Origin of the sequence: Pseudomonas sp. FP1742 (genome assembly GCF_030687145.1) — a bacterium.
GTDB classification, from domain to species: domain Bacteria; phylum Pseudomonadota; class Gammaproteobacteria; order Pseudomonadales; family Pseudomonadaceae; genus Aquipseudomonas; species Aquipseudomonas frederiksbergensis_D.
On record NZ_CP117460.1, the window covers coordinates 230,466 to 253,432 of the forward strand.

At 58.7% G+C, this 22,967-nt stretch carries 24 protein-coding genes and 1 tRNA gene; 11 read left to right on the forward strand and 14 right to left on the reverse strand.

Annotated elements, in window-relative coordinates; translation table 11 throughout:
- Positions 1-4 precede the first annotated feature (4 nt).
- Positions 5-769: a hypothetical protein gene (locus PSH64_RS00960; protein ID WP_305479650.1), complete on the forward strand. Its 765-nt coding sequence runs from the start codon at positions 5-7 to the stop codon at positions 767-769.
- A 200-nt stretch (positions 770-969) separates the two neighbouring features.
- Here PSH64_RS00960 and PSH64_RS00965 read toward each other — a convergent pair whose 3' ends face one another.
- The 9 genes from PSH64_RS00965 to PSH64_RS01005 all read right to left on the reverse strand — a co-directional run bounded on the left by PSH64_RS00965 (position 970) and on the right by PSH64_RS01005 (position 6,980).
- On the reverse strand, positions 970-1,158 hold the full coding sequence (locus PSH64_RS00965; RefSeq protein WP_305479651.1) for a hypothetical protein: 189 nt from the start codon (positions 1,156-1,158) through the stop codon (positions 970-972).
- Between the two features lie 64 nt (positions 1,159-1,222).
- A complete protein-coding gene (locus PSH64_RS00970; RefSeq protein WP_305479652.1) occupies positions 1,223-2,065 on the reverse strand; it encodes a chromosome segregation protein SMC in 843 nt (280 codons plus the stop codon).
- A gap of 92 nt (positions 2,066-2,157) precedes the next feature.
- Positions 2,158-5,052, reverse strand: coding sequence for a DUF927 domain-containing protein (locus PSH64_RS00975; RefSeq protein ID WP_305479654.1), 2,895 nt, complete (start codon positions 5,050-5,052; stop codon positions 2,158-2,160).
- Positions 5,049-5,321 carry a DUF3077 domain-containing protein gene (locus tag PSH64_RS00980; protein ID WP_305479656.1) on the reverse strand — a complete coding sequence of 91 codons (273 nt, stop codon included), beginning with the start codon at positions 5,319-5,321 and terminating at the stop codon, positions 5,049-5,051. The genes PSH64_RS00975 and PSH64_RS00980 overlap by 4 nt, the downstream gene beginning before the upstream one ends.
- Positions 5,318-5,602 (reverse strand): hypothetical protein, encoded by a 285-nt coding sequence (locus PSH64_RS00985; protein ID WP_305479657.1) that lies wholly within the window; start codon positions 5,600-5,602, stop codon positions 5,318-5,320. Before PSH64_RS00985 ends, PSH64_RS00980 begins: the two co-directional genes overlap by 4 nt.
- Positions 5,599-5,757: a hypothetical protein gene (locus PSH64_RS00990; RefSeq protein WP_305479659.1), complete on the reverse strand. Its 159-nt coding sequence runs from the start codon at positions 5,755-5,757 to the stop codon at positions 5,599-5,601. The genes PSH64_RS00985 and PSH64_RS00990 overlap by 4 nt, the downstream gene beginning before the upstream one ends.
- A 376-nt stretch (positions 5,758-6,133) precedes the next feature.
- Positions 6,134-6,439, reverse strand: coding sequence for a hypothetical protein (locus PSH64_RS00995; RefSeq protein WP_305479660.1), 306 nt, complete (start codon positions 6,437-6,439; stop codon positions 6,134-6,136).
- Positions 6,436-6,690 (reverse strand): AlpA family transcriptional regulator, encoded by a 255-nt coding sequence (locus PSH64_RS01000; protein WP_305481105.1) that lies wholly within the window; start codon positions 6,688-6,690, stop codon positions 6,436-6,438. Before PSH64_RS01000 ends, PSH64_RS00995 begins: the two co-directional genes overlap by 4 nt.
- A 98-nt stretch (positions 6,691-6,788) precedes the next feature.
- Positions 6,789-6,980 (reverse strand): helix-turn-helix domain-containing protein, encoded by a 192-nt coding sequence (locus PSH64_RS01005; RefSeq protein ID WP_305481107.1) that lies wholly within the window; start codon positions 6,978-6,980, stop codon positions 6,789-6,791.
- On the opposite strand from PSH64_RS01005, the gene PSH64_RS01010 reads away from it, so the two are divergent.
- Entirely contained in the window at positions 6,940-7,161 is a 222-nt protein-coding gene (locus PSH64_RS01010; RefSeq protein WP_305481224.1) for a hypothetical protein, read from the forward strand. The two genes, PSH64_RS01005 and PSH64_RS01010, sit on opposite strands and share 41 nt — an antisense overlap.
- Before the next feature lie 53 nt (positions 7,162-7,214).
- Here the strand turns inward: PSH64_RS01010 and PSH64_RS01015 are convergent, their stop codons facing one another.
- The 3 genes from PSH64_RS01015 to PSH64_RS01025 all read right to left on the reverse strand — a co-directional run bounded on the left by PSH64_RS01015 (position 7,215) and on the right by PSH64_RS01025 (position 9,237).
- Positions 7,215-7,508, reverse strand: a complete 294-nt coding sequence (locus tag PSH64_RS01015; RefSeq protein ID WP_305479662.1) for a pyocin activator PrtN family protein — start codon at positions 7,506-7,508, stop codon at positions 7,215-7,217.
- 249 nt (positions 7,509-7,757) lie between these two features.
- Positions 7,758-8,993 carry a tyrosine-type recombinase/integrase gene (locus PSH64_RS01020; protein ID WP_305479663.1) on the reverse strand — a complete coding sequence of 412 codons (1,236 nt, stop codon included), beginning with the start codon at positions 8,991-8,993 and terminating at the stop codon, positions 7,758-7,760.
- A gap of 167 nt (positions 8,994-9,160) precedes the next feature.
- Positions 9,161-9,237: transfer RNA gene (locus PSH64_RS01025), tRNA-Arg, on the reverse strand.
- A gap of 349 nt (positions 9,238-9,586) precedes the next feature.
- Here PSH64_RS01025 and gabD point away from each other — a divergent pair.
- The 3 genes from gabD (at position 9,587) to PSH64_RS01040 (ending at position 13,856) form a co-directional block, all read left to right on the forward strand.
- Complete coding sequence (gene gabD, locus PSH64_RS01030; RefSeq protein WP_008068633.1) at positions 9,587-11,029, forward strand: NADP-dependent succinate-semialdehyde dehydrogenase; 1,443 nt, start codon at positions 9,587-9,589, stop codon at positions 11,027-11,029.
- Between the two features lie 198 nt (positions 11,030-11,227).
- Complete coding sequence (gene gabT, locus PSH64_RS01035) at positions 11,228-12,505, forward strand: 4-aminobutyrate--2-oxoglutarate transaminase (protein WP_105347404.1); 1,278 nt, start codon at positions 11,228-11,230, stop codon at positions 12,503-12,505.
- A gap of 136 nt (positions 12,506-12,641) precedes the next feature.
- Positions 12,642-13,856: a response regulator gene (locus tag PSH64_RS01040; RefSeq protein WP_305479665.1), complete on the forward strand. Its 1,215-nt coding sequence runs from the start codon at positions 12,642-12,644 to the stop codon at positions 13,854-13,856.
- 128 nt (positions 13,857-13,984) lie between these two features.
- On the opposite strand, the gene PSH64_RS01045 is transcribed toward PSH64_RS01040, so the two are convergent.
- Positions 13,985-14,974 carry a sensor domain-containing diguanylate cyclase gene (locus PSH64_RS01045; protein WP_105347399.1) on the reverse strand — a complete coding sequence of 330 codons (990 nt, stop codon included), beginning with the start codon at positions 14,972-14,974 and terminating at the stop codon, positions 13,985-13,987.
- Between the two features lie 239 nt (positions 14,975-15,213).
- The gene (desA, locus tag PSH64_RS01050; RefSeq protein ID WP_305479666.1) at positions 15,214-16,395 is read right to left on the reverse strand and encodes a delta-9 fatty acid desaturase DesA; all 1,182 of its coding nucleotides are present in this window, start codon (positions 16,393-16,395) and stop codon (positions 15,214-15,216) included.
- Positions 16,396-16,542: 147 nt separating this feature from the next.
- Here desA and dibA point away from each other — a divergent pair, with 147 nt between their 5' ends.
- The 6 genes from dibA (at position 16,543) to PSH64_RS01080 (ending at position 22,853) form a co-directional block, all read left to right on the forward strand.
- Positions 16,543-18,468, forward strand: coding sequence for a phosphodiesterase DibA (gene dibA / locus PSH64_RS01055; protein ID WP_305479668.1), 1,926 nt, complete (start codon positions 16,543-16,545; stop codon positions 18,466-18,468).
- A 177-nt stretch (positions 18,469-18,645) separates the two neighbouring features.
- Complete coding sequence (gene oscA, locus PSH64_RS01060) at positions 18,646-18,828, forward strand: sulfur starvation response protein OscA (protein WP_007941032.1); 183 nt, start codon at positions 18,646-18,648, stop codon at positions 18,826-18,828.
- A 129-nt stretch (positions 18,829-18,957) separates the two neighbouring features.
- Positions 18,958-19,971: a sulfate ABC transporter substrate-binding protein gene (locus tag PSH64_RS01065; protein ID WP_305479670.1), complete on the forward strand. Its 1,014-nt coding sequence runs from the start codon at positions 18,958-18,960 to the stop codon at positions 19,969-19,971.
- 187 nt (positions 19,972-20,158) lie between these two features.
- Positions 20,159-20,977, forward strand: a complete 819-nt coding sequence (cysT, locus tag PSH64_RS01070) for a sulfate ABC transporter permease subunit CysT (protein WP_033058556.1) — start codon at positions 20,159-20,161, stop codon at positions 20,975-20,977.
- Positions 20,978-20,990: 13 nt separating this feature from the next.
- Positions 20,991-21,860, forward strand: coding sequence for a sulfate ABC transporter permease subunit CysW (cysW, locus tag PSH64_RS01075; RefSeq protein ID WP_007972954.1), 870 nt, complete (start codon positions 20,991-20,993; stop codon positions 21,858-21,860).
- A gap of 3 nt (positions 21,861-21,863) precedes the next feature.
- The gene (locus PSH64_RS01080; RefSeq protein WP_105347390.1) at positions 21,864-22,853 is read left to right on the forward strand and encodes a sulfate/molybdate ABC transporter ATP-binding protein; all 990 of its coding nucleotides are present in this window, start codon (positions 21,864-21,866) and stop codon (positions 22,851-22,853) included.
- Positions 22,854-22,967 lie beyond the last annotated feature (114 nt).

Consider the following 22,967-nt stretch of genomic DNA (forward strand, 5'->3'; position numbering starts at 1 on the left):
TATCATGGAAGAGCTCGCATTGTTCAAACGGCATGTGCATGAAATCCACAATGCCGCCGGCATCGTGATCGCCAAACAGCAGCTTACAAAGGCGGTATGGCCCGATCTCATAACGAGCGACGCTGGAGATGAAGGTATAAAGTTGGAGTTTTCTCAGCCAGCGATCATTTGGAATGCTCCCCTTAGAGCGTCCTCAAGTGCTTTGGCCAAGCGCGCGATCGTGATGGATGGCTGCTTTTATTTCAAAGATGGTACTTTTGACAAAGGAGGTGCATCTCTTGAAGTCTACAGCGCGTCCCGCTCTTCAGAGGGGTACAAGCTCGAGCTCCTTGAAGCGATGCACTTCGACATCGAACCTCATGCTCAGCAGTCTCCATTTCATCCAATGTTTCATGTCCAGTTCGGAAAAAACCACCGCTGGGATCTTGGTGCGCTCCAAGGTCGAGTTGCCGAACTAACAAGACTAGATGTTTCAAAGGTTGCGATAAATAGGGATATGGACATGCCTACCCGAGACGTTCGCATACCGACTCCTCAGATGGATTATCTATCGATGCTAGTGATGGTTGTCGCGGATTATTTCTGCGAGAAAAACAGCACTCACGAGGTAAAGTCTGGGTTCAAAAGACTTCTGCAGAAGGTCATGGACTCAAGGAACGAAGCACGAGTTGGAAGGCAGTCGATTCGTTTGGAGCAACGCTGGGCGAATGCCGGGCAAAACACCCCTCCTTTCTCCGCCGCCCATTGGTATCAAGAGAGCTGTAGGTAACTACGGCATTCATTGTCTGACTGGGTCAGTAACCTGCATCCGAGTTGCAGAGACGATAACGAAGTCAAAGCAAGGATTAAACTCCCCTTCATTTGGATGGGCCCGCTATTGAACTTCTAGCTGCCCCTGTGACGTGCGTTGATCGGCATCCAGTCCTTGCACGGCGTCGGTGCGGAAGCTTGGCGGGCTTCCGCTTGGCGTTATATTCGCTTTTTTAACTTATTTTCTATAAGCCCTATTTCTGCCTCGATTGCATTGATGGTGAACTTTTGCATCGCTGTGCTTTTTCCGTTTTTGGTATCCACGATCTTGAGCAGGGCGGTCAGGTGAGCTTTTCTCGATTTAAGCGTTTCGGATATGGATGAGCTGTTTTGTGTCGCTGCGTTCATGGCTTCGATCCTTGGAGTGATTTAAACAGCCCGCGAAAGCAGGCTGTTTCAGGGGAGTCGGTAGTTACATCGAGAGCAGATCGCGCGTGCAATGCTTGCTCCCACGGTCTGCCAAGTCGCGCCATTTCCAACTGCCAAAGTCTCCACCCTGTTCGGGAATGTCGAGCTTGAGCAACGACATTGGGTCGCGGCCGATCAGTCGAGCGGCGGCATAGAGTTTACCCCCTGCATCGAGCAGCGCCTGAGCGGCTTCATTCCACTTTTCTTGTAGGGCGTCGTGGGCGAGCTGTAAGGCTTTTCGCTCGATTTTCTGGTGTTCCTCCTGAGCCTCGGCGATATGATGGTCGACGGTGGCCAACTCCTGCTCCAGGGCTGTGATAATCAGTTGCTGACGGCGATGCTGTTCCGTGGCAGTAGTGAGATTTTTCGCAGCTTTCTGAGCGTCGCTGCTAGCAACTTTTTCGCCTTCTACGTCGCCCCACGCCACGGCTTGTGCGTAAGCGGTGGCCGCCAGGGTCTCAGCCTGCCGTGCACTCGCTATCTCTTCTTGAGACAGCTTGCGAACTTCCTCCAAGCGAGTGCTGAGGCTTTCCCGTTTTGCATTGAGTTCGAGCTCATCCGCCACCCAATTTGCCATGTCGGCAATGTAGCCCGCCATCAAGCTTTCTCGATTGGCCAGCGTCTCTAGGCGATTAAGTTTTTGATCCAACATGTGAATCTCAAGCTTGATTGAATCGATCCTTCGTTTGCGATCGCTGGAGTTGAACTCGACCGCGCTTTCTTGGCCAGAGTTGATGACGTCTTCGCTGTCAAGCGAAGCCTTAAGGGATGGAAGCACCGTGTTGATGGCTTCCATTTCAATGACCAATTTGGCGCGAGCGTCTTTCAATTGCTGAATGCTGTTCATGTGTTTGGTCCTGTGCAATATGTATGTGGGTTCAATGAGTGGCTGGCGAGGCCGGAATCGGGCCGGCTCTACCTCTGTCAGTAGGCTGGCCACTAGGCGGCCTGTGCCTCGCTCTCATCCGCTACCGGTACGGTCTTCACTACATAGCAACGCTGGGTGCCCATCCCTGGTAAGCGGACGGAGCAGGAGGCTTTGCCGTTGGGACCCGGCTCAAGGACGCCACGGCGAATCAGCTCCTTGTTCACTGCATTGATGTTCATGCCTTTGAACACTTCGGAGCGCCATGACTCGGGCAGCACGTAGTAGGTGTTGGTGGTGTGCAATGCGTCGCCCAAGCCGTGCTCCAGCGTCTTGCGGAAGCCCAAGCGGTCGATGGTGCGGGGGCCGTGTTCATCGACCTTCGCGGCCGCCGACTCCCAGCGGGTGAAGCGGCTTTCGCCGAAGCGCTCGATGACTTGGCGCAGCCGTGCCAGGATCGCATCACCTTCAAGATTTCCGGCGCCCCCGCGTTCGTTGAGCCAGGCGCTGAGGCAAACTCGGGCGGCGGTGGTGGCTGTGCCATCGGGCCAGCCCGTTATGCCCATTGCGGTGGCCAGCTCGCCGGCAGCTGCAGCCAGACCAAAGCGAGTGGCGGCACGGTGCGCTTGGCCGCTAGCCGAGGCAGGCAGTGCTTTGGTGATGAACCTCTCCAAGGTGTGGCGCAAGATGGCCGACCAACCGTGCAGCTTGCCTGGTTCACAGAGAGCCGACAGGAGCGCGGTGAGCGGTGTGCCGTAGTACTTGGCTACCCGTGCCTTGAGTGCATCGGAGAGGGCCGCCGCATCATCAAAACCGTTCAGCACGTCGAACATGCCTAGGCCTTTACTGGCGTCCGCTGGCACGGCGAGCATGCGCACTTCCATGCCGGCTTTCAGCTCTTTGTTGGCTTCGGCCATGTGCTGCGCCAAGGTCTTCTCTCCGGTCGAGAGAAACAGCACGCGCCACTCCTGCACCTGTCGGCCTGCTTGTCCTCGATCATTGGCGCGAGCCTTGCCGGTGCCGTTACCGAGCATGTACACCGTTTCGCCAATGATGCGCGGGTCGCACATGCCGATTTCATCCAGCACCAAGAGCCCGTCCGAATGCGCGGCGGCGATGGATTCTAAAGCGTTATCCGTAGAGCGCCAGGAGCGCACCAGACGCGGCCCGCCGTAGATCGAAGCGGCCACTTGCAGGTGCGTGGTCTTGCCACCTGAGCTGTCGCCATAGAGGTGAAAACCGCCCGACTCGTGGCCGAGTAGGTGCAGCAGTGGACCGGCAAACGCCACGCTGGCCACAAACGCCAAGCGGTGGTTGCCGATGCACAAGGCTCCGATTTGCTCTTGCCATTGCTCCAAGGTGCCGGCTTCGCTGATCGGCGGCAGCTGCGCGCCGGCCTCATAAAAGTGCAGGTGTTCGGCGTGTGAACCGACCTGCTGTTCGGGCAGCAAGAAGGCGCTGTCGTGCCAACCCAAACGGGTGACCAGTCGAGCGCGCTGGGCGCTGTCGAAGCCGCCAAGGTAACTCTGCAGATCGTTGCGGGCATTGCGACCTGAGCGACTGCCGGCGAGACGCAAACCCATGTCGACGAGCGGGCCGAGCACGTCCTTGCCGAAGTCTCCGGTCATGGTTCGCGCCGGGATGTTCCAGCGCTTTTTCGCCCCGTCCGGGTCGTCGAACTCGACCAGCAGACCCCAGTTGTGACCCTGCGCATCTCGGGTGCGCGCTAGGATCTCCAGTGGCGAGCACACTGGACGTGCCTCGCCATCGTCACCGGAATAAAACACGCCTTCGGGCGTCAGGCGGAAGCCGCCGGGCAACAGATCGTTTTTGGGTTTCGCGGCGCGCTTGGTCGCCGGCTTAGTCTTGGCTTCGGGTGGTTCGGCCGGTGCTTTCTCCGGCTCGACGCCAAACAATTCACCGCTGCGTTCCAGCTCGGCGACGTGCGCCGCCGTCCAACCTTTGGCCTGTGCATCGGCTGCGTCGTCGCCGTCATCCCATTGACCACCTTTGGCGAAGGTCGGTTGGTCACTTTTGAAGGTGGGCTTGCGTTTGAAGACGTCTAGGGCGATCACGCGAACCGACGCGGCGCCGATCTGTTGCAGTTGTTCGGCTACGGCGCTCATGCAGCTTTTGCCGCTGGCGTCGTTGTCGGGCCACAACACCACTGTCCGACCTATGATCGGTGTGAGGTCGGCTTTGTGCCAGGAGTTCGAGCCATTCGGCCAGCACGTGGCCACGTAGCTGGGCAGCAGCTCCGCTGCGGCGTCGGCGGCCTTTTCGCCTTCGCACAGAATGACCGGAGCCTCTGTGCGTTGTGTCAGTTCATCCAAGCGCAGCAGAGGACGTGGCTCAGGCAGACCTTGCCAACGCCATTGCTGCGTTTGACCGTCGGTACGCTGGCACCAGGTCAAGGGGGCAAACACCTTACGCGGTTTGCCGTCTTCGTCCGGGCTCAAATCGAAGCGATAGAGCGCCATGACCGGCTGGCCTTGAGCGTCGCGGTAAATCCAGATATTGGACGGCGTTCCGTGTTGCCGGTGTTTGGTCGGGCACTTGTTCATGGCCTCGGCCGGGATCGGCTGGATGGCGAGCCATTCCGGTGTTTTGCTTTTGCTGGGGCTCGGCTTCGATTGGTCCGTCCTTGCGGTAATGTGCAGCAGATCTGCCAGCTTGTTGCAGGCTCCGACGTCGGTGCCACCATCCAGATAGCGCACCAGATCGATCAGGTCGCCGCCCTTGTCGCCGGTGGCAAAATCAGCCCAAGTGCCTTTGCTCAAATTGACCTTGAGGGAGCCGGCCCGCATGTCGGCGCGTGTTGGATTGGGAGCTGTGTATTCCTTGCCGCCGTCGATGCGTTTGCCGTTCGGTAGCCAGTGAGACAAGACGCGATCAATGTCCTTCAGAGAGGCGGCTTTTACGTCGGCGAAGCTCGGACGTTTCGCAGTGCTGTTCGGGCGTTGGCTCATGCGTTGGCCCTCGGCAGAAACAGCGCGTCATTGATGTCGTCGATCAGGGCTTTGGCCATTTCACCGAGGTACAGGGCTGGCCAACTGAAACGCTCGCCTTGGTCGCTCATGGCGGCGTCGAAAGTGAGCTGGTTGGCGTGATGCTGTAGCAGTGACACCATCTCCAAAGCATCCTCTACCGGAATGCCGGCATTAACCCGAAACAGCTTCAAATCGGTGGCGTTGACGCGGGAAAAGGTGGCATGGCCCAGTGTGGTTGACGAGGTCATAGCGCACCGCCTTTCTGCGCCGCAGGAATCGAGGTGATGTCGCCGTGCAAGGCGAGTGTCTTGATCAGGCCGAGGGTGCCGCGCACGTCCCAAAGGACGGCGGCAATGACGTGGTTGGCAAGACGCGGCGACTCGCTGTCGAAGTGATCTTCAAGTAGTGTCAGCACAGAGTCGGCGCGGTCAATGGCGCAGGTGATGGCGTCGATGGGTACACCGGCTTCGGCGGTCGCAGTGACGCACAGCAGATCTTCGGGCAGGGCGAAACTCAGGGGGCTGTTCATTGGGCACCGCCTGCGGTTTCGAGTTCGCGGGCTTTGGCCATGTGTGCGTTGTAGCGGCTGAGGCGTGTTGTGAGACTGGAGTTGGCGTGTAAAGCGGCGAGAGCCATTGCACGGTGTGCAGCGGCGCGAATTTTGGACGGATTGAGGGTGTGCATAGGTGGAGCTCCTTCTTAAGTAGGAACTGCCACGATTCGTCGCCAAACGAATTGGGGTGGCAGCTGTGCGCAGGTTGGCGAACCGGGTAAGAAGGAACCCGGCAGACCCGAAGGTCTCCCACGCACAGCCGCCATAAAGCAGGAATGCGGGCACAAAAAAAGCGCCTGCAATCGAGATGGGGGCGCCTGTGCGCCTTCTTAAACTCGGGTCGCCAAACCCGGTCGCTGATTTTGCAGCGACGGCCAGAGAGTAACGTCCCATTTTCGAAAGTGCAACCGTGTGGATGGCTTGTATATTTTTCAAGCGCGGCATAAATTGTTCGGGCATGTAGATTTACCTCAGCGCCTCCGGATCGCCCCCGGAGGCGTTTTCATTTCAGGCATGAACTTCCCAGCGCAGGGAAAGCAGGGGCAGGAAGTCTCCATCGATCATGGAGCGAGCATCTTCGTAGGCGGCCGCTTGCTGGCCTTCGTCGACAATCACTGCATTGAATTTTTCGCTATGGATGGCTAGGGCGCACCAGGTTCCATCAGGCCACTTCAACACTCCCACGACGCGATTAAGGCGTTCGTGTTTGGTCCGGTAGCGCTCGAGGCGTTGCATGTAGGATGCCGATAGACCGATCTCGCGAAGGACTGAGAACGGCTTTAGCTCTGCCTTGTAGGCTATGTGTAGTCTCATGCAGCAGCCTTGTCGCGAGCGGCAATACGTGCACGTGTCCAATTCAAGACTTCAGACAAAACCCAAGCAACTGGAGCTCCACGGGCATTGCTATCGGTAAGTTTTACGGGCTGTGGAAAGCCGCTTTCGGGCTGGCTCATGAGCTTGTAAACGGTGGCTCTGCCAATGCCAGTGATGGACATCACCATGGGAACGCGGATAAGCGTTGCAGCAGGATCGAAGTGTCCTAGCTCTAGATCGCGCGCCTGCATTGCTGAGGTCAAGGGCAACGCATTTTCTTGCAATGCATTGGCTGAAGGCAGTGCAGGAGCGAGCTTTAAAAGCTTTTGTGTTTGTTCGACTCTACTCATCAAAGAGGCCCTCGCGCAGCATCGACAGCGGAGCACTTCCGACTTTCGAGCCATGCAAAAACATCCTCTGAGCGATAACGCACCCGAGAACCGAGTCTGAGGAAAGGCAGTGGGCTACGCCCGGAACAACGCCAGGCAGCGAGGGTTTTGTTGGAGAGTGCCAGCGCGGCGGCAACTTGGCTTGATGTCATCAAACCAAAAACGGGAGTAGAAATGGCGATATTTTGGAGCGCTGATTTTGCGGTTGTGTCGCGTTTTGAATCTTGGGCGGTGATAGTCATTGATGGTCCCCTGTGGTTGTGGAAGGTCACAGGGCCATCTATTTATGCGGTTTATTCGATAAAGGAAACGAGCAATATTTTGTTGTGCTGATCTTATCCACATAACATCTAGTTGGCAGTACGACGCCTACTAGACGCACCAGATCACTCCGACGAACGGTCGTCATCATTTGGGGTATCGTTCCAGCCTGGTGGATAGATCATTTTCCAATCGGCGCCTTCGATCCACTGCGCGAGGTCGTGAAGATAAACCACTCGCTGCGTCCGGCCACCCCAGTCCCCTTTCACTACGCGTAGCGTTATCTTCCCTTCTCGGATTTTGCGTAGAAGTTGTGGCATCCCCAGGTGGCTCGCGTAATGGCGTCTGACGATATCCAGCGGAATGCACACGCTACCGTATTTCTTTGTTAAGAATTCCAACGTCGGAAAATCAGTCATTCAGGCTCCCCGTGCCCCATTTGGTTGTGGTTAAGCAGCGCGCATTTTCGGCAATTTCCCAGCGCTGGAGGCGCCAGCAGCATGCGATTGGCTCTGGTCATGTGTTACACCCTTTCGTCCTGTTACACCAATCTCCAGCATTAAGTTGAATGCGTGTTACGCAGGATAAATCCATATAAATCAATAAGATGATGCAATCTGTAACACGTGACACACCTGTTACACCGATATTTCGAGGGTGGCAAACTCTTAGACAGCCTTTCCAAACTGGCCCTGAACAATGTTGCCTTGCACCAATTCATCAAGGTGGTCGGCGTACCATTGCATCATGACTTTACGCTGCGGCAGGTACACGGCCTTGTTATATACACCTGCAATTCCCTCTTTTACGTGGGAGAGTTGAGCCTCAATGTGGTTCTCGTCGAATCCCTGTTCATTCAGGATCGTGCTAGCGATGTGACGGAAACCATGACCAGTTTGCCTGCCTGCATATCCCAGCCTACGCAACGCCATCAGAAATACGGTATTGCTACGAGGTATGGTGCGATCTTTTCTTCCAGGAAATAGGAGAGGGTAGGCCCCTGTGAGTGTGCGCAGTTCCGTTATCGCTTCAATGGCCTGGCGAGATAGAGGCACTACGTGCTCGCGACGACGCTTCATTCGCTCGGCTGGAATTGTCCAAAGCTTTTTGTTGAGGTCGATTTCTGACCAGCGTGCTTCTCGAATCTCGCTCGGGCGCGCCGCTAATAAAGCAAGCAAGCGGAGCCCTAGACGAACATCCTTTGCGTGAGGGTAAGAGTTAATCGCCCGGAGCAATGCTGGCAGCTCTTCTATCGACACGTGCGCATAGTTTTCAGCGCTACGCGTCTGTAGGAATTTATTGAGGCCTTCAAGGGGATTGTGTATGGCTCGGCCTGTCACGCGTGCCAAGTCGTAGATCTCTTTGCAGAAGGCGCGAACTCTGCCCATTTGCTCGATGATCCCTTTCTGCTCCATGCCGCGCAGAAACTCCATCCATTCAAGGGGCAGTATTTCTGTGTAGGTGCGTTTGCCGAAAACGGGGAACACATGAAGTTCCAGGGCACCAAGGACTCGACGGGACGTACCGGCTTCCCAGCTTGAGCGCCTCGCCTCAAACCATTCGCGGCCTAATGCTTCGAATGTGTTGTTGGCAGCCACGCGGTCAGCAATCTTGCGAGCCTGTTTGCTGACTAAAGGATTTTTGCCAGTCGATGCGTCATCTCGCAGTTGGGCTGCCTTCTGTCTGGCTACTGAGCCACTGATTTCCGGGTAGCCGCCTAGTCCCAGCCAAGACCATTTCCCGTCCGGCTTTTTGTAGCGCAACTCCCAAGACTTCTGCCCATTGGCTTTGACCCGAAAGTACAGTCCGTTGCCGTCTTGCTCTCGGTAGGTCGCGCTTTCTGGTTCCAGGCCAGCCAGAGTTGTGTCTGCCAGTGGGCGGCGTTTGATTTCAGTACGCTTCACTGCGTGTATGCCTCCAGTTCAAGGAATCTCAAAGCATACACGTGGGCATACACGGCGTGAAGTTATAGGGGTAGACAGGGATGGATAGCCAGAAACAAGAAAGCCCGCACGGGGCGGGCTTCTTGGGGAGTTTCGTAGACTGTCTGAGACAGGCCTAGACTGCTATATGGTGCACCAGGCGGGATTCGAACCCACGACCCCTGCCTTCGGAGGGCAGTACTCTATCCAGCTGAGCTACTGGTGCAATGCGGGCGCCATGATACTCATATGCGCTGCGGGCGTCCATGCCGCTGAATCGCCTGCGTTTTTCCAAAGCGTAACCTGCGTTTGCTACGTTGATCAGAAAAAATAAGCAAATGCGGCGTTTTCGTTCTTTTTTTCGAACAGCCTATTGTCCTTTACCCCCTTTGATCCTAGGATTCGTTTGAGATTTCAAACGCTCTTGTCTGGGTGCTGAACCGCACGAGTTCGATCAGTGCGCTATTTATGTGCTTCAGCCCGGTGAATGATTTCCCTGACGGCAGCCTATAAGGCGCCTTTCTACAATCATAATTCGCTCCGCGCTGGCCGCGGTGCTGTTAAGGAAAGCCGACATGCAGCTTAAAGACACCCAGTTGTTCCGCCAGCAAGCCTTTATCGATGGCGCTTGGGTCGATGCGGACAACGGTCAGACGATCAAGGTCAATAACCCGGCAACGGGCGAAATTCTGGGCACTGTGCCGAAAATGGGCGCTGCCGAAACCCGCCGTGCGATTGAAGCCGCTGACAAGGCGCTGCCGGCCTGGCGTGGACTGACCGCCAAGGAGCGCGCGAACAAGCTGCGTCGCTGGTTCGAGCTGATCATCGAGAACCAGGATGACCTGGCTCGCCTGATGACTCTGGAACAAGGCAAGCCATTGGCCGAAGCCAAGGGCGAGATCGTTTACGCCGCTTCCTTTATCGAGTGGTTCGCTGAAGAAGCCAAGCGCGTCTACGGCGACGTGATTCCGGGCCACCAGCCAGACAAGCGCCTGATCGTGATCAAGCAGCCAATCGGCGTGACCGCTGCGATCACTCCGTGGAACTTCCCGGCCGCGATGATCACCCGTAAAGCCGGCCCGGCCCTGGCCGCCGGTTGCACCATGGTGCTCAAGCCTGCATCGCAAACCCCGTTTTCCGCGTTCGCCCTGGCTGAACTGGCCCAGCGTGCCGGTATTCCGAACGGCGTGTTCAGTGTAGTGACCGGCAGCGCCGGCGACATCGGCAGCGAGCTGACCGGCAACCCGATCGTGCGCAAACTGTCGTTCACCGGTTCGACCGAAATCGGGCGTCAGCTGATGACCGAGTGCGCCAAGGACATTAAGAAAGTCTCGCTGGAACTGGGCGGCAACGCGCCGTTCATCGTGTTCGACGACGCGGACCTGGATAAGGCCGTCGAAGGCGCGATCATTTCCAAGTACCGCAACAACGGCCAGACCTGCGTCTGCGCCAACCGCCTGTACATTCAGGATTCGGTGTACGACGCGTTCGCCGAAAAACTGAAAGTGGCCGTGGCCAAACTCAAGATCGGCAACGGTCTGGAAGACGGCACCACCACTGGCCCGCTGATTGACGAAAAAGCCGTGGCCAAGGTGCAAGAGCACATTGCTGACGCCGTTGGCAAAGGCGCTACCGTGCTGGCGGGTGGCAAGAGCATGCAAGGCAACTTCTTCGAGCCGACCATCCTGACCAACGTGCCGAACAACGCGGCCGTGGCCAAGGAAGAAACCTTTGGTCCATTGGCGCCGCTCTTCCGCTTCAAAGACGAAGCCGACGTGATTGCGATGTCCAACGACACCGAATTCGGCCTGGCCTCGTACTTCTATGCGCGTGACCTGGGCCGTGTGTTCCGTGTGGCTGAAGCCCTGGAATACGGCATGGTCGGCGTCAACACCGGGTTGATCTCCAACGAAGTCGCGCCGTTCGGCGGCATCAAGGCGTCGGGCCTGGGCCGTGAAGGCTCCAAGTACGGCATCGAGGATTACCTGGAAATCAAATACCTCTGCCTGGGCATCTAAGCCTGAAGGGATAAGCCCGGCAAGGCATTGCTTCAAGCGCAAAGGGCACGAGAGCGCTGTCCCTTTGCGCGCTTCAAAACGGAATTTTCTCTGCGGCCGGGAACGCTGTGGCAGTCGATCATCGCATGCTGCCGTAGTTGCTTCCCCGCCGCTTAATCCTTGAACCACGCCGACCGATGAGCGGCGAATGAGGAATGTATGAGCAAGACTAACGCTGAGTTGATGGCCCGCCGCACCGCTGCAGTACCTCGTGGTGTTGGCCAGATTCACCCGATCTTCGCCGACCACGCGAAGAACGCCACCGTGACTGACGTTGAAGGTCGTGAGTTCATCGACTTCGCCGGCGGTATCGCCGTGTTGAACACCGGTCACCTGCACCCGAAAGTCATCGCCGCCGTGACTGCGCAGCTGAACAAGCTGACCCACACCTGCTTCCAGGTGCTGGCCTACGAGCCGTACGTGGAAGTGTGCGAAAAAATCAACGCCAAGGTGCCGGGTGATTTCGCCAAGAAAACCTTGCTGGTGACCACCGGCTCCGAAGCCGTGGAAAACTCCATCAAGATCGCCCGCGCCGCCACTGGCCGTGCCGGCGTGATCGCGTTCACCGGCGCGTACCACGGTCGCACCATGATGACCCTGGGCCTGACCGGTAAAGTCGTGCCTTACTCGGCCGGCATGGGCCTGATGCCAGGCGGCATCTTCCGCGCGCTGTACCCGAACGAGTTGCACGGTGTGAGCATCGACGATTCGATCGCCAGCATCGAGCGCATCTTTAAGAACGACGCCGAGCCGCGTGACATCGCTGCAATCATCATCGAGCCAGTGCAGGGCGAAGGCGGTTTCTACGTCGCACCTAAAGAGTTCATGAAGCGTCTGCGTGCCCTGTGCGACCAGCACGGCATCCTGTTGATCGCCGACGAAGTGCAAACCGGCGCTGGCCGTACCGGCACCTTCTTCGCCATGGAACAGATGGGCGTCGCCGCCGACCTGACCACCTTCGCCAAATCCATCGCTGGCGGCTTCCCGCTGGCCGGTGTGTGCGGCAAGGCCGAATACATGGACGCCATCGCTCCAGGCGGCCTGGGCGGCACTTACGCCGGTAGCCCGATCGCTTGCGCCGCGGCCCTGGCCGTGATGGAAGTGTTTGAAGAAGAGCACCTGCTGGACCGTTGCAAAGCGGTTGGCGAGCGTCTGGTGACTGGTCTGAAAGCCATCCAGGCCAAGTACCCGGTGATCGGTGACGTGCGTGCCCTGGGCGCGATGATCGCTGTCGAGCTGTTCGAAAACGGCGACAGCCACAAGCCGAACCCGGCTGCTGTAGCCGCCGTTGTGGCCAAGGCGCGCGACAAGGGCCTGATCCTGCTGTCGTGCGGCACCTACGGCAACGTTCTGCGCGTGCTGGTACCGCTGACCGCGTCGGACGAGCTGCTGGATAAAGGCCTGGCGATCATGGAAGAGTGCTTCGCCGAGCTCTGATCGGTTTGTGAACTGATCGACAAAAAACCCGCTTCGGCGGGTTTTTTTATGTCCCTTGAAACACAACAGGGGCAATCGGGCTGTATCGAATGGCCAGCATTGACTAAGGTGCAAGCATTGCCGTTGGAGTGTGCAGATGACTGCTGTGGTGTTACCCGCTGTACCGCGTGTGCTGATTGCCGAGGCTGACCCCTGGTCCCGCGACCTGCTCAAGCAGGTGTTGTTGAATGTGCGCTGCGACGCGCGGCTGGACCTGTGTGCCGATGGCCAGGAGGCCCTGCAGCTGTTGGCGGAAAATCCTTATGACCTGGTGATCGTCGACTGGGAGTTGCCCGGCGTCGATGGCCTGAATGTGTTGCGCAGTGTTCGTCAGCGCAAACGTAATCCGCCGCTGCCCTTCATTCTGATGAGCAGCCGTAACGACAGCGCCAGCGTGCGCGAGGTCTTGCCCCTGGCGCCCACGGCGTACCTGACCAAACCCCTGAACATGGAAAACCTGACCCAGCGCCTGCAGGATTTGTTGCTGAATGCGGGTGAAGAGGTGTCTTGCGAAGTGCCCTCACTGGCGCCGGGCATGACCTTGTCGGTGTACCTGGAGCGGCGGCGTGAACTGGCGGAGGGTGCGCCGCTGATGACCGATGTACAGGTGGCGATCAAACGTAGCCTCAATCCCGATGGTCTCGATCTGACGCGGCTGGAAGACGAGATCCGCACCGACCCGCAAATCACCGCCGTGCTGATTGCCGCCGCCAATAGTGCGGCCCAGCATCATGGTGTGGCTGTGCAAACTTTGGCCCAGGCGCTGCATCGCTTGGGCACCGGGCAAAGCATGAACCTGATTCTGGGCCTCGCCCTCAAGCGCAGTGCCCGGCTCAGCGATCCACAACTGGCGGACTACGCCGAGCGCTATTGGGAACTGTCCCTGCATACCGCTGAATACGCGCGAACGCTGGCGCGCTTGCTGGATCTGGATCAGGAGCGCTGTTATTGCGCGGGCATGCTGCACCGCCTCGGCGATCTGGCGTTGTTGCGCTGTTTGCAGGAGTGGACGCAGGCCGGTGGTGAGCTGGATGAATGGGAAGAAGTCGGCGATGCCCTGGCCGAATTCGGCGCGGCCTACGGTTCGGCACTACGCACCCGCTGGCGCCTGCCGCTGGAGCTGCGTGAGCTGATTGCGGCGGTTTATCAGCTCGGTGGCGGGGTCTACTCCCGCGAAGCGCTGGTGATGAACATGGCCGCGCAACTGGCGCGCCTGACCGAGCATGAGGGGATCGAGGCATTGGCCAAGAGCCGCACGGCGCGGTTGCTCAAGATCGGATTGCCGGAGCTGATGCGTCTGCGCAAAAAGTGAATCCGACACCAAACCTTTGTGGGAGCGGGCTTGCTCGCGAAAGCGGTGTGTCAGTCAACATTGATGGTGGCTGACACACCGCTTTCGCGAGCAAGCCCGCTCCCACATTAGGTCTGTGTAGGGGGCTGTCAGCCGGAGATTATCCGGTTCTTGCCCTGGCGCTTGGCCTGGTACATCGCCGCATCGGCGCGGGCAAACAGGCTGTCGAGGTTTTCATCCTCGGGTGTGAGGCTGCTCAGGCCCTGGCTGACGGTGATGCCGAACGTCTGGCCGCCATGGCTGAAACTCAACCGTTGAATCTCCCGTTGCAGGCGCTCAGCCACTTGCATGGCCATATCCGGTGCGCAACCGGGGAACACCGCGGCGAATTCCTCGCCGCCGATCCGCCCGAACAGATCACCACGCCGCAGGGCCGCGCGGCCACTCTCGGCGATGCGTTGCAGCACCTTATCGCCTTCCGGATGGCCGTAGGTGTCGTTGATCACTTTGAAGTCATCGATGTCCAGCAGCAGGAAGGCCATCGGCGCACCTTGCAGTCGCGCCTGCTCGAATTCGCGGTGGGCGCAATCGAAGAAGTGCCGGCGGTTGCTGCTTTGGGTCAGTACGTCGGTGGTGGCCAGGCGGTGCAGCTCGGTTTCCATCTGCTTCTTTTCGGTGATGTCTTCGGCAATGCCGACAATGATCACCGGTTGGCCCGGCTCGGCCTGACGGTTGATGAAGCACTTGTCGCTGAGCCAGCGCACCTGGCCGTCGGCCGCGATGATGCGGTATTCGCGGTCTTCAACGGCGCCGTTGACCAGCACTTGCGCCAGGCTGCGCTCGGCGTAGTCCAGATCGTCGGGATAAACACTGTCGCGCCAGTGGTTGTAGTCGGACAGCAACAGGCCGGCGGGGCGGCCGAAGATCCGGTCATAGGCCGGGCTGACGTAGAGCACCTGACGGGTTTCCCAGTTGAATGCCCAAAGCACGGCGTTGACACTGACCAGCAGCGAGCTGAACAGCTGTTCGCGCTCGCTCAGGCGCGCCACTTCACCCTGGGCATGCATCAGCGCCATCAGCGTTTGCGCGGCCTCGGGCCACTGGGGAAGGGATGAGTCTTGTAGGTTTTTATTGACCATCGGCACAAATCTCAAAGGGCGTGCCGCTATTTCGACAGCGGCCAACACAAAGCCCGCCTGGATGGCGAAGTGTCTTTGAGATAGGGGATTTGGGGTGAAGTTCCCGCCTTTTATGGCGAAGGAGCTTGCTCCCGCCGGGCGGTATTGGCGACGCGTTTGTAGGAGCTGCCGCAGGCTGCGATCTTTTGATTTTGCTCTTTCAAGTTCAAAGGATCGCAGCCTGCGGTAGCTCCTACAGGTCAGGTGGCGGGGCGCAGGGAGTAGGTTTTCAGCTGGTCGGCGAAATCACGCAGGGATTGAATCCCGCTGGCTTCGGCCTCGTGTACCCAATCCTTGATGGCGGCCAGCATGTCGTGACCATTTGAGCTTGTCTTGACCCAGATCTGCTGCAGGGCCAGGCGTTTCTCGTAAATTACCTTCAGCGCCTGGCTGTGTTCGAGCATGGTCTGGATGCGCACATGGTGTTTGTCGTCCAGCAGGCTGGTTTCCCGCGAGAGCAGGCGCTTGGCCCGGTGGAACTGGTGGCGGACCGAGTGATCGACCTTTTCCAGCTCTTGCTTGACCAGCGGCGCGATGACCAGCTTGCGGTACTGGGCCATGATCTGGAATCGGTTGTTGAGGATCGCCATGGCCGTGTCCATGTCCAGGCTGCCTTTGCCTTCGACACGGTGGGCGATCGGCGCCACCCGCTGGACCTTGGCCAGGCGCAGGAAGCTGAAGACCTGGATCCAGGCCCAGCCGAGGTCGAATTCCCACTTCTTCACCGACAGTTTGGCCGAGTTAGGGTAGGTGTGATGGTTGTTGTGCAGTTCTTCGCCGCCGATCAGGATGCCCCAGGGCACCAGATTGGTCGCCGCATCGCGGCATTCGAAGTTGCGGTAGCCGATGGCATGGCCCAGGCCATTGACCACGCCGGCGGCCCAGACCGGGATCCACATCATCTGGATGGCCCAGATGGTGATGCCGATGGTGCCGAACAGCAGCAGGTCGATGACACCCATGATCGCCACGCCCAGCAGCGGGAAGCGGCTGTAGAGGTTGCGCTCGATCCAGTCTTCGGGGCAGTTCTTGCCGTAGATGCGCAGGGTCTCGGGGTTTTCCGCTTCGGCGCGGTACAGCTCGGCGCCTTTGCGCAGAACGGTGGACAACCCTTTGATGACCGGGCTGTGCGGGTCGTCGACGGTTTCGCATTTGGCGTGATGCTTGCGGTGGATAGCGGTCCACTCGCGGGTGTTCTGTGCGGTGGTCAACCACAGCCAGAAGCGGAAGAAATGTTTCAGGCCGGCATTGAGCTCAAGCGAGCGATGGGCTGAATAGCGATGCAGATAGACCGTGACACCGACGATCGTCACGTGGGTCATCAGTAGGGTGACTGCCACCAGTGACCAGGGCGATAAGCCAAGAAAACCTTCGTACCACATAGCCTATAGGACCCTCGATTAAGAAAAAACAGCCGTTGCATTATCACTTAGCCCACAGATAAAACCAGTCGCCCTTTCAGATAAGAGTGGCCGGATGTTTCTTTAATCTATAATTCCAGCCTTTTTTGTAGGGACATGGACGCTCTAATGTCAGCCACATATCGCGATGCCTTGCGTGCAACGCTGCTCTATCTGGTGCTTTCTGTAGTCTGGCTGCAGTTTAGTGGTTATTTATTGAACAGTTTCTTCGATAACTCCACCGACCTGCTGCGCTGGCAACTGATCAACGGTTATGCCTGGGTGGCCTTCAGTGCCGGGCTTATTTTCATCGCACGGGCACGATTGTTTCGCTGCCTGGGCGTCGGCGCCAAATTGCGTGAACGTAATGCCGACCGGGAGCGTTTGCGCCAGGCGGCAGCGGTGTTCGATTGCACCCGCGAAGGGGTCCTGGTCACCAACAGCAACGGGCTGATCGTCCATGTGAACCGGGCGTTTATCGACATCACCGGCTACCAGCGCGAAGAAGTGCTGGGGCAGCGACCGAACATGTTCAAGTCGGGTCATCACCCACCGGCTTTTTACCAGGCGATGTTCGCGACACTCGATAGTCTCGGTGAGTGGAGCGGGGAAATCTGGAACCGTCGCAAAAGCGGCGAGATTTATCCGCAATGGCAGACGATCCGCCTTGTTCACGATGATCAGGGACGGCTCAGCCAGTACGTTGCGGTATTTTCCGACATCAGCGCGATCAAGAACTCCGAGCATGAACTGACGCACCTGGCCCACCACGACCCGCTCACCGATCTGCCCAATCGCCTGCTGTTGACCGACCGTGCCGGGCAGGCCGTGGCCTCGGCGCAGGTGCATAAGCGCGGTTGTGCATTGCTGATGATCGACCTCGATCACTTCAAATTGATCAACGACAGTCTTGGCCACAGCGTCGGTGACCAATTGCTCAAGGCCGTGGCGGAGCGTTTGAGAGCCTTGTTCGGTCCGGGCATCACCCTGGCGCGGCTCAGTGGCGACGAGTTCGCGGTATTGGCTGAAAATTGCCCGCAACCGGGGCATGCCGCGGCGTTGGCTCAGCAGGTCGTCGATGGGCTCAAGGAGCCGTTCCAGATCGACGGGCATTCGTTGTTCATCAACGCCAGTGTCGGCATCAGTCTGTTCCCCAGTGATGCCTTGAGTGCCGAGCAATTGTTGCGCAACGCCGACTCGGCGCTGTTCAAGGCCAAGAGCGCGGGCCGCGACGGTTATGCCCTCTATACCGAAGAGTTGACCGCACATGCCCAACAACGCGTGGAGATTGCGTTCGAGTTGCGCCGAGCACTGGAACAGCAGGAGTTGCGGGTTTATTACCAACCCGTGCACGACCTCAAGACCAGTCGCCTGATCGGCGTCGAAGCCCTGGTGCGCTGGGAGCATCCGCAGCGTGGGCTGGTGTCACCGGCTGAATTCATCCCCATTGCCGAACGCACCGGGCTGATTGCCGAGATCGATGCCTGGGTCATGCGCCAGGCCTGTCGGCAAATGTGCCAGTGGCAAGCGGTGGGCGTGGAGTTGTCATTTGTCGCGGTGAATGTCTCTTCGCGCCTGTTCGCCCGCCGCGAGTTGTATCAGCAGGTGGCTCAGGCGCTGCACGACACCGGGCTGGATCCGGCGTATCTGGAGCTGGAAGTCACCGAAAGCGCGGTCATGGAGGACCCGGAAGTAGCCCTGGAGCAGATGCATCGGTTGCGCGAGTTGGGGGTGCGCCTGGCCATCGATGATTTCGGCACGGGCTATTCGTCGTTGCTGCGGCTCAAGCGTTTGCCGGTGCAAAAACTCAAGATCGACCAGGGATTCGTCGCGGGCTTGCCAGGTGATGAGGATGACGCGGCGATCGCGCGGGTGATCGTTGCGCTGGCGCAAAGCATGGGGATGCAAGTGCATGCCGAGGGGATCGAACAGGTCGAGCAGGCGGCTTTCCTGCTCGAGCACGACTGTGATTTGGGGCAGGGGTACTGGTTTGGGCGGCCGGTGCCGGCAGCGTCATTGGATTGGGCTCGGGCACCGGTGATTTTCCCGCGCTGATCAGGGACGCAGAGCGTCCCGGGCGGCATTCCCACAGGAGCATGGGAACGATCAGTATTCTGGTTATATAAACATTCTTAAATAGTCTTTTTAAGAATAACCGCACCTGTCTACTATTGCTCCAAGCCTTAAGCAGTGCCGCCACTGCCGGGCACATCTCATTAAAGGAGCAGCACCATGAGCGCATCCCTACGCAGTGTTGACGGGCAGGACGAAGCCACCATTTTGCGTGAAATCCAGAGTGCCCTGCGCGATCTGCGCTTCGGCGCGGTGGAAATCACCGTGCACAACGCTCAGGTGGTTCAGATCGAACGCAAAGAGAAATTCCGTTTGCAGAATCCGGGTAACAAACCGAGCTAAAAGATCGCAGCCTGCGGTGGTGCCTACAGCCGCGCAGGGGCCGCCGCAGGCCGCGATCCTTTCAAACAGGCAACCCGTTCCAGACCATAAGAAAAAGCCAACACACCAAGAATTCCAGGAGCTTTCACCATGTCGTCGATTCGCCATTTTGCGTTGGTCGTCCTGGCCAGTGCCCTTTTTGCTGGTTCTGCGGTTGCCAAGGATTACGAACTGCTCAATGTGTCGTATGACCCGACCCGTGAGCTGTATCAGGACTACAACGCCGAGTTCATCAACTTCTGGAAGAAAGACCACGCTGGCGACAACGTGAAAATACAGCAGTCCCATGGTGGTTCGGGCAAGCAGGGCCGGGCGGTGATCGACGGTCTGCGGGCCGACGTGGTGACCCTGGCCCTGGCCGGTGACATCGACGAAATCGCCAAACTCGGCAAGAGCCTGCCGGTTGACTGGCAGAAGCGTCTGCCGGAGGCGAGCACGCCTTACACCTCGACCATCGTTTTCCTGGTGCGCAAGGGCAACCCGAAAGGCATCAAGGACTGGGGTGACCTGACCAAAAACGGCGTGGAGGTCATTACCCCGAACCCGAAAACTTCTGGCGGCGCACGCTGGAACTTCCTCGCGGCCTGGGCCTATGGCCTGAAAGCCAACGGCGGTAACGAAGCCAAGGCCAAAGAGTACGTGCAGACCCTGTTCAAGCATGTGCCTGTGCTGGACACCGGCGCTCGCGGCTCGACCATTACCTTCGTCAACAACGGTCAGGGCGACGTGTTGCTGGCCTGGGAAAACGAAGCCTTCCTGGCCTTGAAAGAAGACGGCGGTGCCGACAAGTTCGACATCGTCGTGCCTTCGCTGTCGATCCTCGCCGAACCACCGGTGGCCGTGGTCGACAAGAATGCCGAGAAGAAGGGCAACACCGAGATCGCCGAAGCGTACCTCAAGCACCTGTACAGCCCGGCCGGGCAGGAAATCGCGGCGAAAAACTTCTATCGTCCACGTGACAAGGACGTCGCCGCCAAGTACGCCAAGCAGTTCCCGACCCTGGAACTGGTGACCATCGACAAGGACTTCGGCGGCTGGAAAACCGCGCAACCGAAATTCTTCAATGACGGTGGCGTGTTCGACCAGATTTATCAGGCGCAGTAGCCTGAAACAGATCAGCAGTTAAGCGCAATTCGTGTGGGAGCGGGCTTGCTCGCGAAGGCGGCGGCACAGTCAATATAGATGTCGTCTGACACACCGCTTTCGCGAGCAAGCCCGCTCCCACAGGTTACGCATCAACGGGCCCCGATTTCACTGTCGGGGCTTAGCGCGTTCTCAACCAAGGACTTTTATGTCGCGTCGTATCTCCCCCGTCATACCCGGCTTCGGGCTGACGCTGGGCTACACCTTGGTGTACCTCAGCCTGATTGTGCTCATTCCACTGGCGGCGATGTTCGTGCATGCCGCTCAACTGACCTGGGACCAGTTCTGGGCAATTATCTCGGCCCCTCGGGTGCTGGCGGCGTTGAAGCTGAGCTTCGGCACCGCGCTCTATGCCGCGATCATCAACGGCATCATTGGCACGCTGCTGGCCTGGGTGCTGGTGCGCTATACCTTCCCGGGGCGCAAAGTCATCGACGCGATGATCGACTTGCCCTTCGCATTGCCCACTGCCGTGGCCGGTATCGCGTTGACCGCGCTGTACACCCCCACCGGCCTGGTGGGGCAGTTCGCGGCGGACCTGGGCTTCAAGATCGCCTACACCCCCCTGGGCATCACCCTGGCGCTGACTTTTGTGACACTTCCATTCGTAGTACGTACGGTACAACCTGTACTGGCCGATATTCCCCGTGAAGTGGAAGAGGCGGCGGCTTGCCTGGGAGCAAAACCGTTGCAGGTTTTCCGTCATATCCTGGTGCCGGCACTGCTGCCAGCCTGGCTGACCGGTTTCGCTTTGGCCTTTGCCCGTGGGGTCGGTGAGTACGGTTCGGTGATTTTCATCGCCGGCAACATGCCGATGAAAACCGAGATCCTGCCGCTGCTGATCATGGTCAAACTCGACCAGTACGATTACACCGGCGCCACCTCCATTGGTGTACTGATGCTCGTGGTTTCCTTTGTCCTGTTGCTGCTGATCAACTTGTTGCAGCGACGCATCGAAACCCCATAAGGAGGCGCAAAAAATGTCCCAATCGTCTATTGCAGCAGCCTCCTCGAACGCCGCCCGCCGTGGCAGCGCCACGTCGCGGCGAATCCTCATTGGCCTCGGCTGGCTGATTTTTGCGCTGTTTCTGTTGTTGCCGCTGTTCATCGTGGTGTCCCAGGGCCTGAAGCTGGGCCTGGGTGCGTTCTTCACCGCGATCTTTGAGCCGGACGCCTTGTCGGCGCTGAAGCTCACGGTGATTGCGGTGCTGATCTCGGTACCGCTGAACCTGGTGTTCGGTGTCAGCGCGGCGTGGTGCGTGAGCAAATACTCATTCCGTGGCAAGAGCATGCTGGTGACCCTGATCGACCTGCCATTCTCGGTGTCGCCGGTGATCGCAGGTCTGGTCTACGTGCTGATGTTCGGCGCCCAGGGTCTGTTCGGCCCGTGGTTGCAGGACCACGACATCCAGATCGTCTTCGCCTTGCCGGGCATTGTGCTGGCGACGATTTTCGTCACCGTGCCGTTCGTGGCCCGTGAACTGATCCCGCTGATGCAGGAACAAGGCACCCAAGAAGAAGAAGCCGCGCGCCTGCTCGGCGCCAATGGCTGGCAGATGTTCTGGCACGTCACCGTGCCGAATATCAAATGGGGCCTGATCTACGGCGTGGTGCTCTGCACGGCGCGGGCGATGGGTGAGTTCGGTGCGGTGTCGGTGGTGTCCGGGCACATTCGCGGGGTGACCAACACCCTGCCGCTGCACGTCGAGATCCTCTACAACGAATACAACCACGTGGCCGCGTTCGCCGTGGCGAGCCTGTTGCTGATCCTGGCGCTCTTCATCCTGCTGCTCAAGCAGTGGAGCGAAAACCGTATTAACCGCCTGCGCGCCAGCGCCGCGGAGGAATAAGTCATGTCGATCGAAGTGCGTAACGTCAGCAAGAACTTCCACGCGTTCAAGGCGCTGGACAATATCAACCTGGACATTCAAAGCGGCGAGCTGGTGGCGCTGCTGGGGCCGTCCGGCTGCGGCAAGACCACCTTGCTGCGAATCATCGCCGGCCTGGAAACCCCCGATCAGGGCAGCATCGTGTTCCACGGCGAAGACGTTTCCGGCCACGATGTGCGTGATCGCAACGTCGGTTTCGTGTTCCAGCACTACGCCTTGTTCCGCCACATGACGGTGTTCGACAACGTCGCGTTCGGCCTGCGCATGAAGCCGAAAAACCAGCGCCCGAACGAGAGCCAGATCGCGGTGAAAGTCCACGAACTGCTGAACATGGTGCAACTGGACTGGTTGGCCGATCGCTACCCGGAACAACTCTCCGGTGGCCAGCGTCAGCGCATCGCGTTGGCCCGCGCCCTGGCGGTGGAGCCGAAAGTGCTGCTGCTCGACGAGCCTTTCGGCGCCCTCGACGCTAAGGTCCGTAAAGAACTGCGGCGCTGGCTCGCGCGGCTGCACGAAGACATCAACCTGACCTCGGTCTTCGTGACCCACGATCAGGAAGAGGCGATGGAAGTGGCCGACCGGATCGTGGTGATGAACAAGGGTGTGATCGAGCAGATCGGCTCACCGGGCGACGTCTACGAAAATCCGGCCAGCGATTTCGTCTATCACTTCCTCGGCGATTCGAACCGCCTGCATTTGGGCGAAGACCGGCATGTGCTGTTCCGTCCACACGAAGTGTCGCTGTCGCGGCATGAACTGGAAGGCCACCACGCCGCTGAAGTGCGGGATATCCGCCCGCTGGGCGCCACTACGCGGGTGACGCTGAAGGTCGAAGGCCAGAGCGAGTTGATTGAAGCTGAAGTGGTGAAGGATCACGACAGCCTGGTTGGATTGACGAAGGGTGAAACGTTGTTCTTCAAACCCAAGGTCTGGCAGAAAGTCGCCAACATTTAAGGGCCAAAGCATCGCGAGCAGGCTCGTTCCAGCAGTGGATTGGTGTTGACCACAAACTCTGTCGGCAACCCAAAGTCCTTGCTCGCGATGGCGTCTCCAAGAACACCTCGCCCA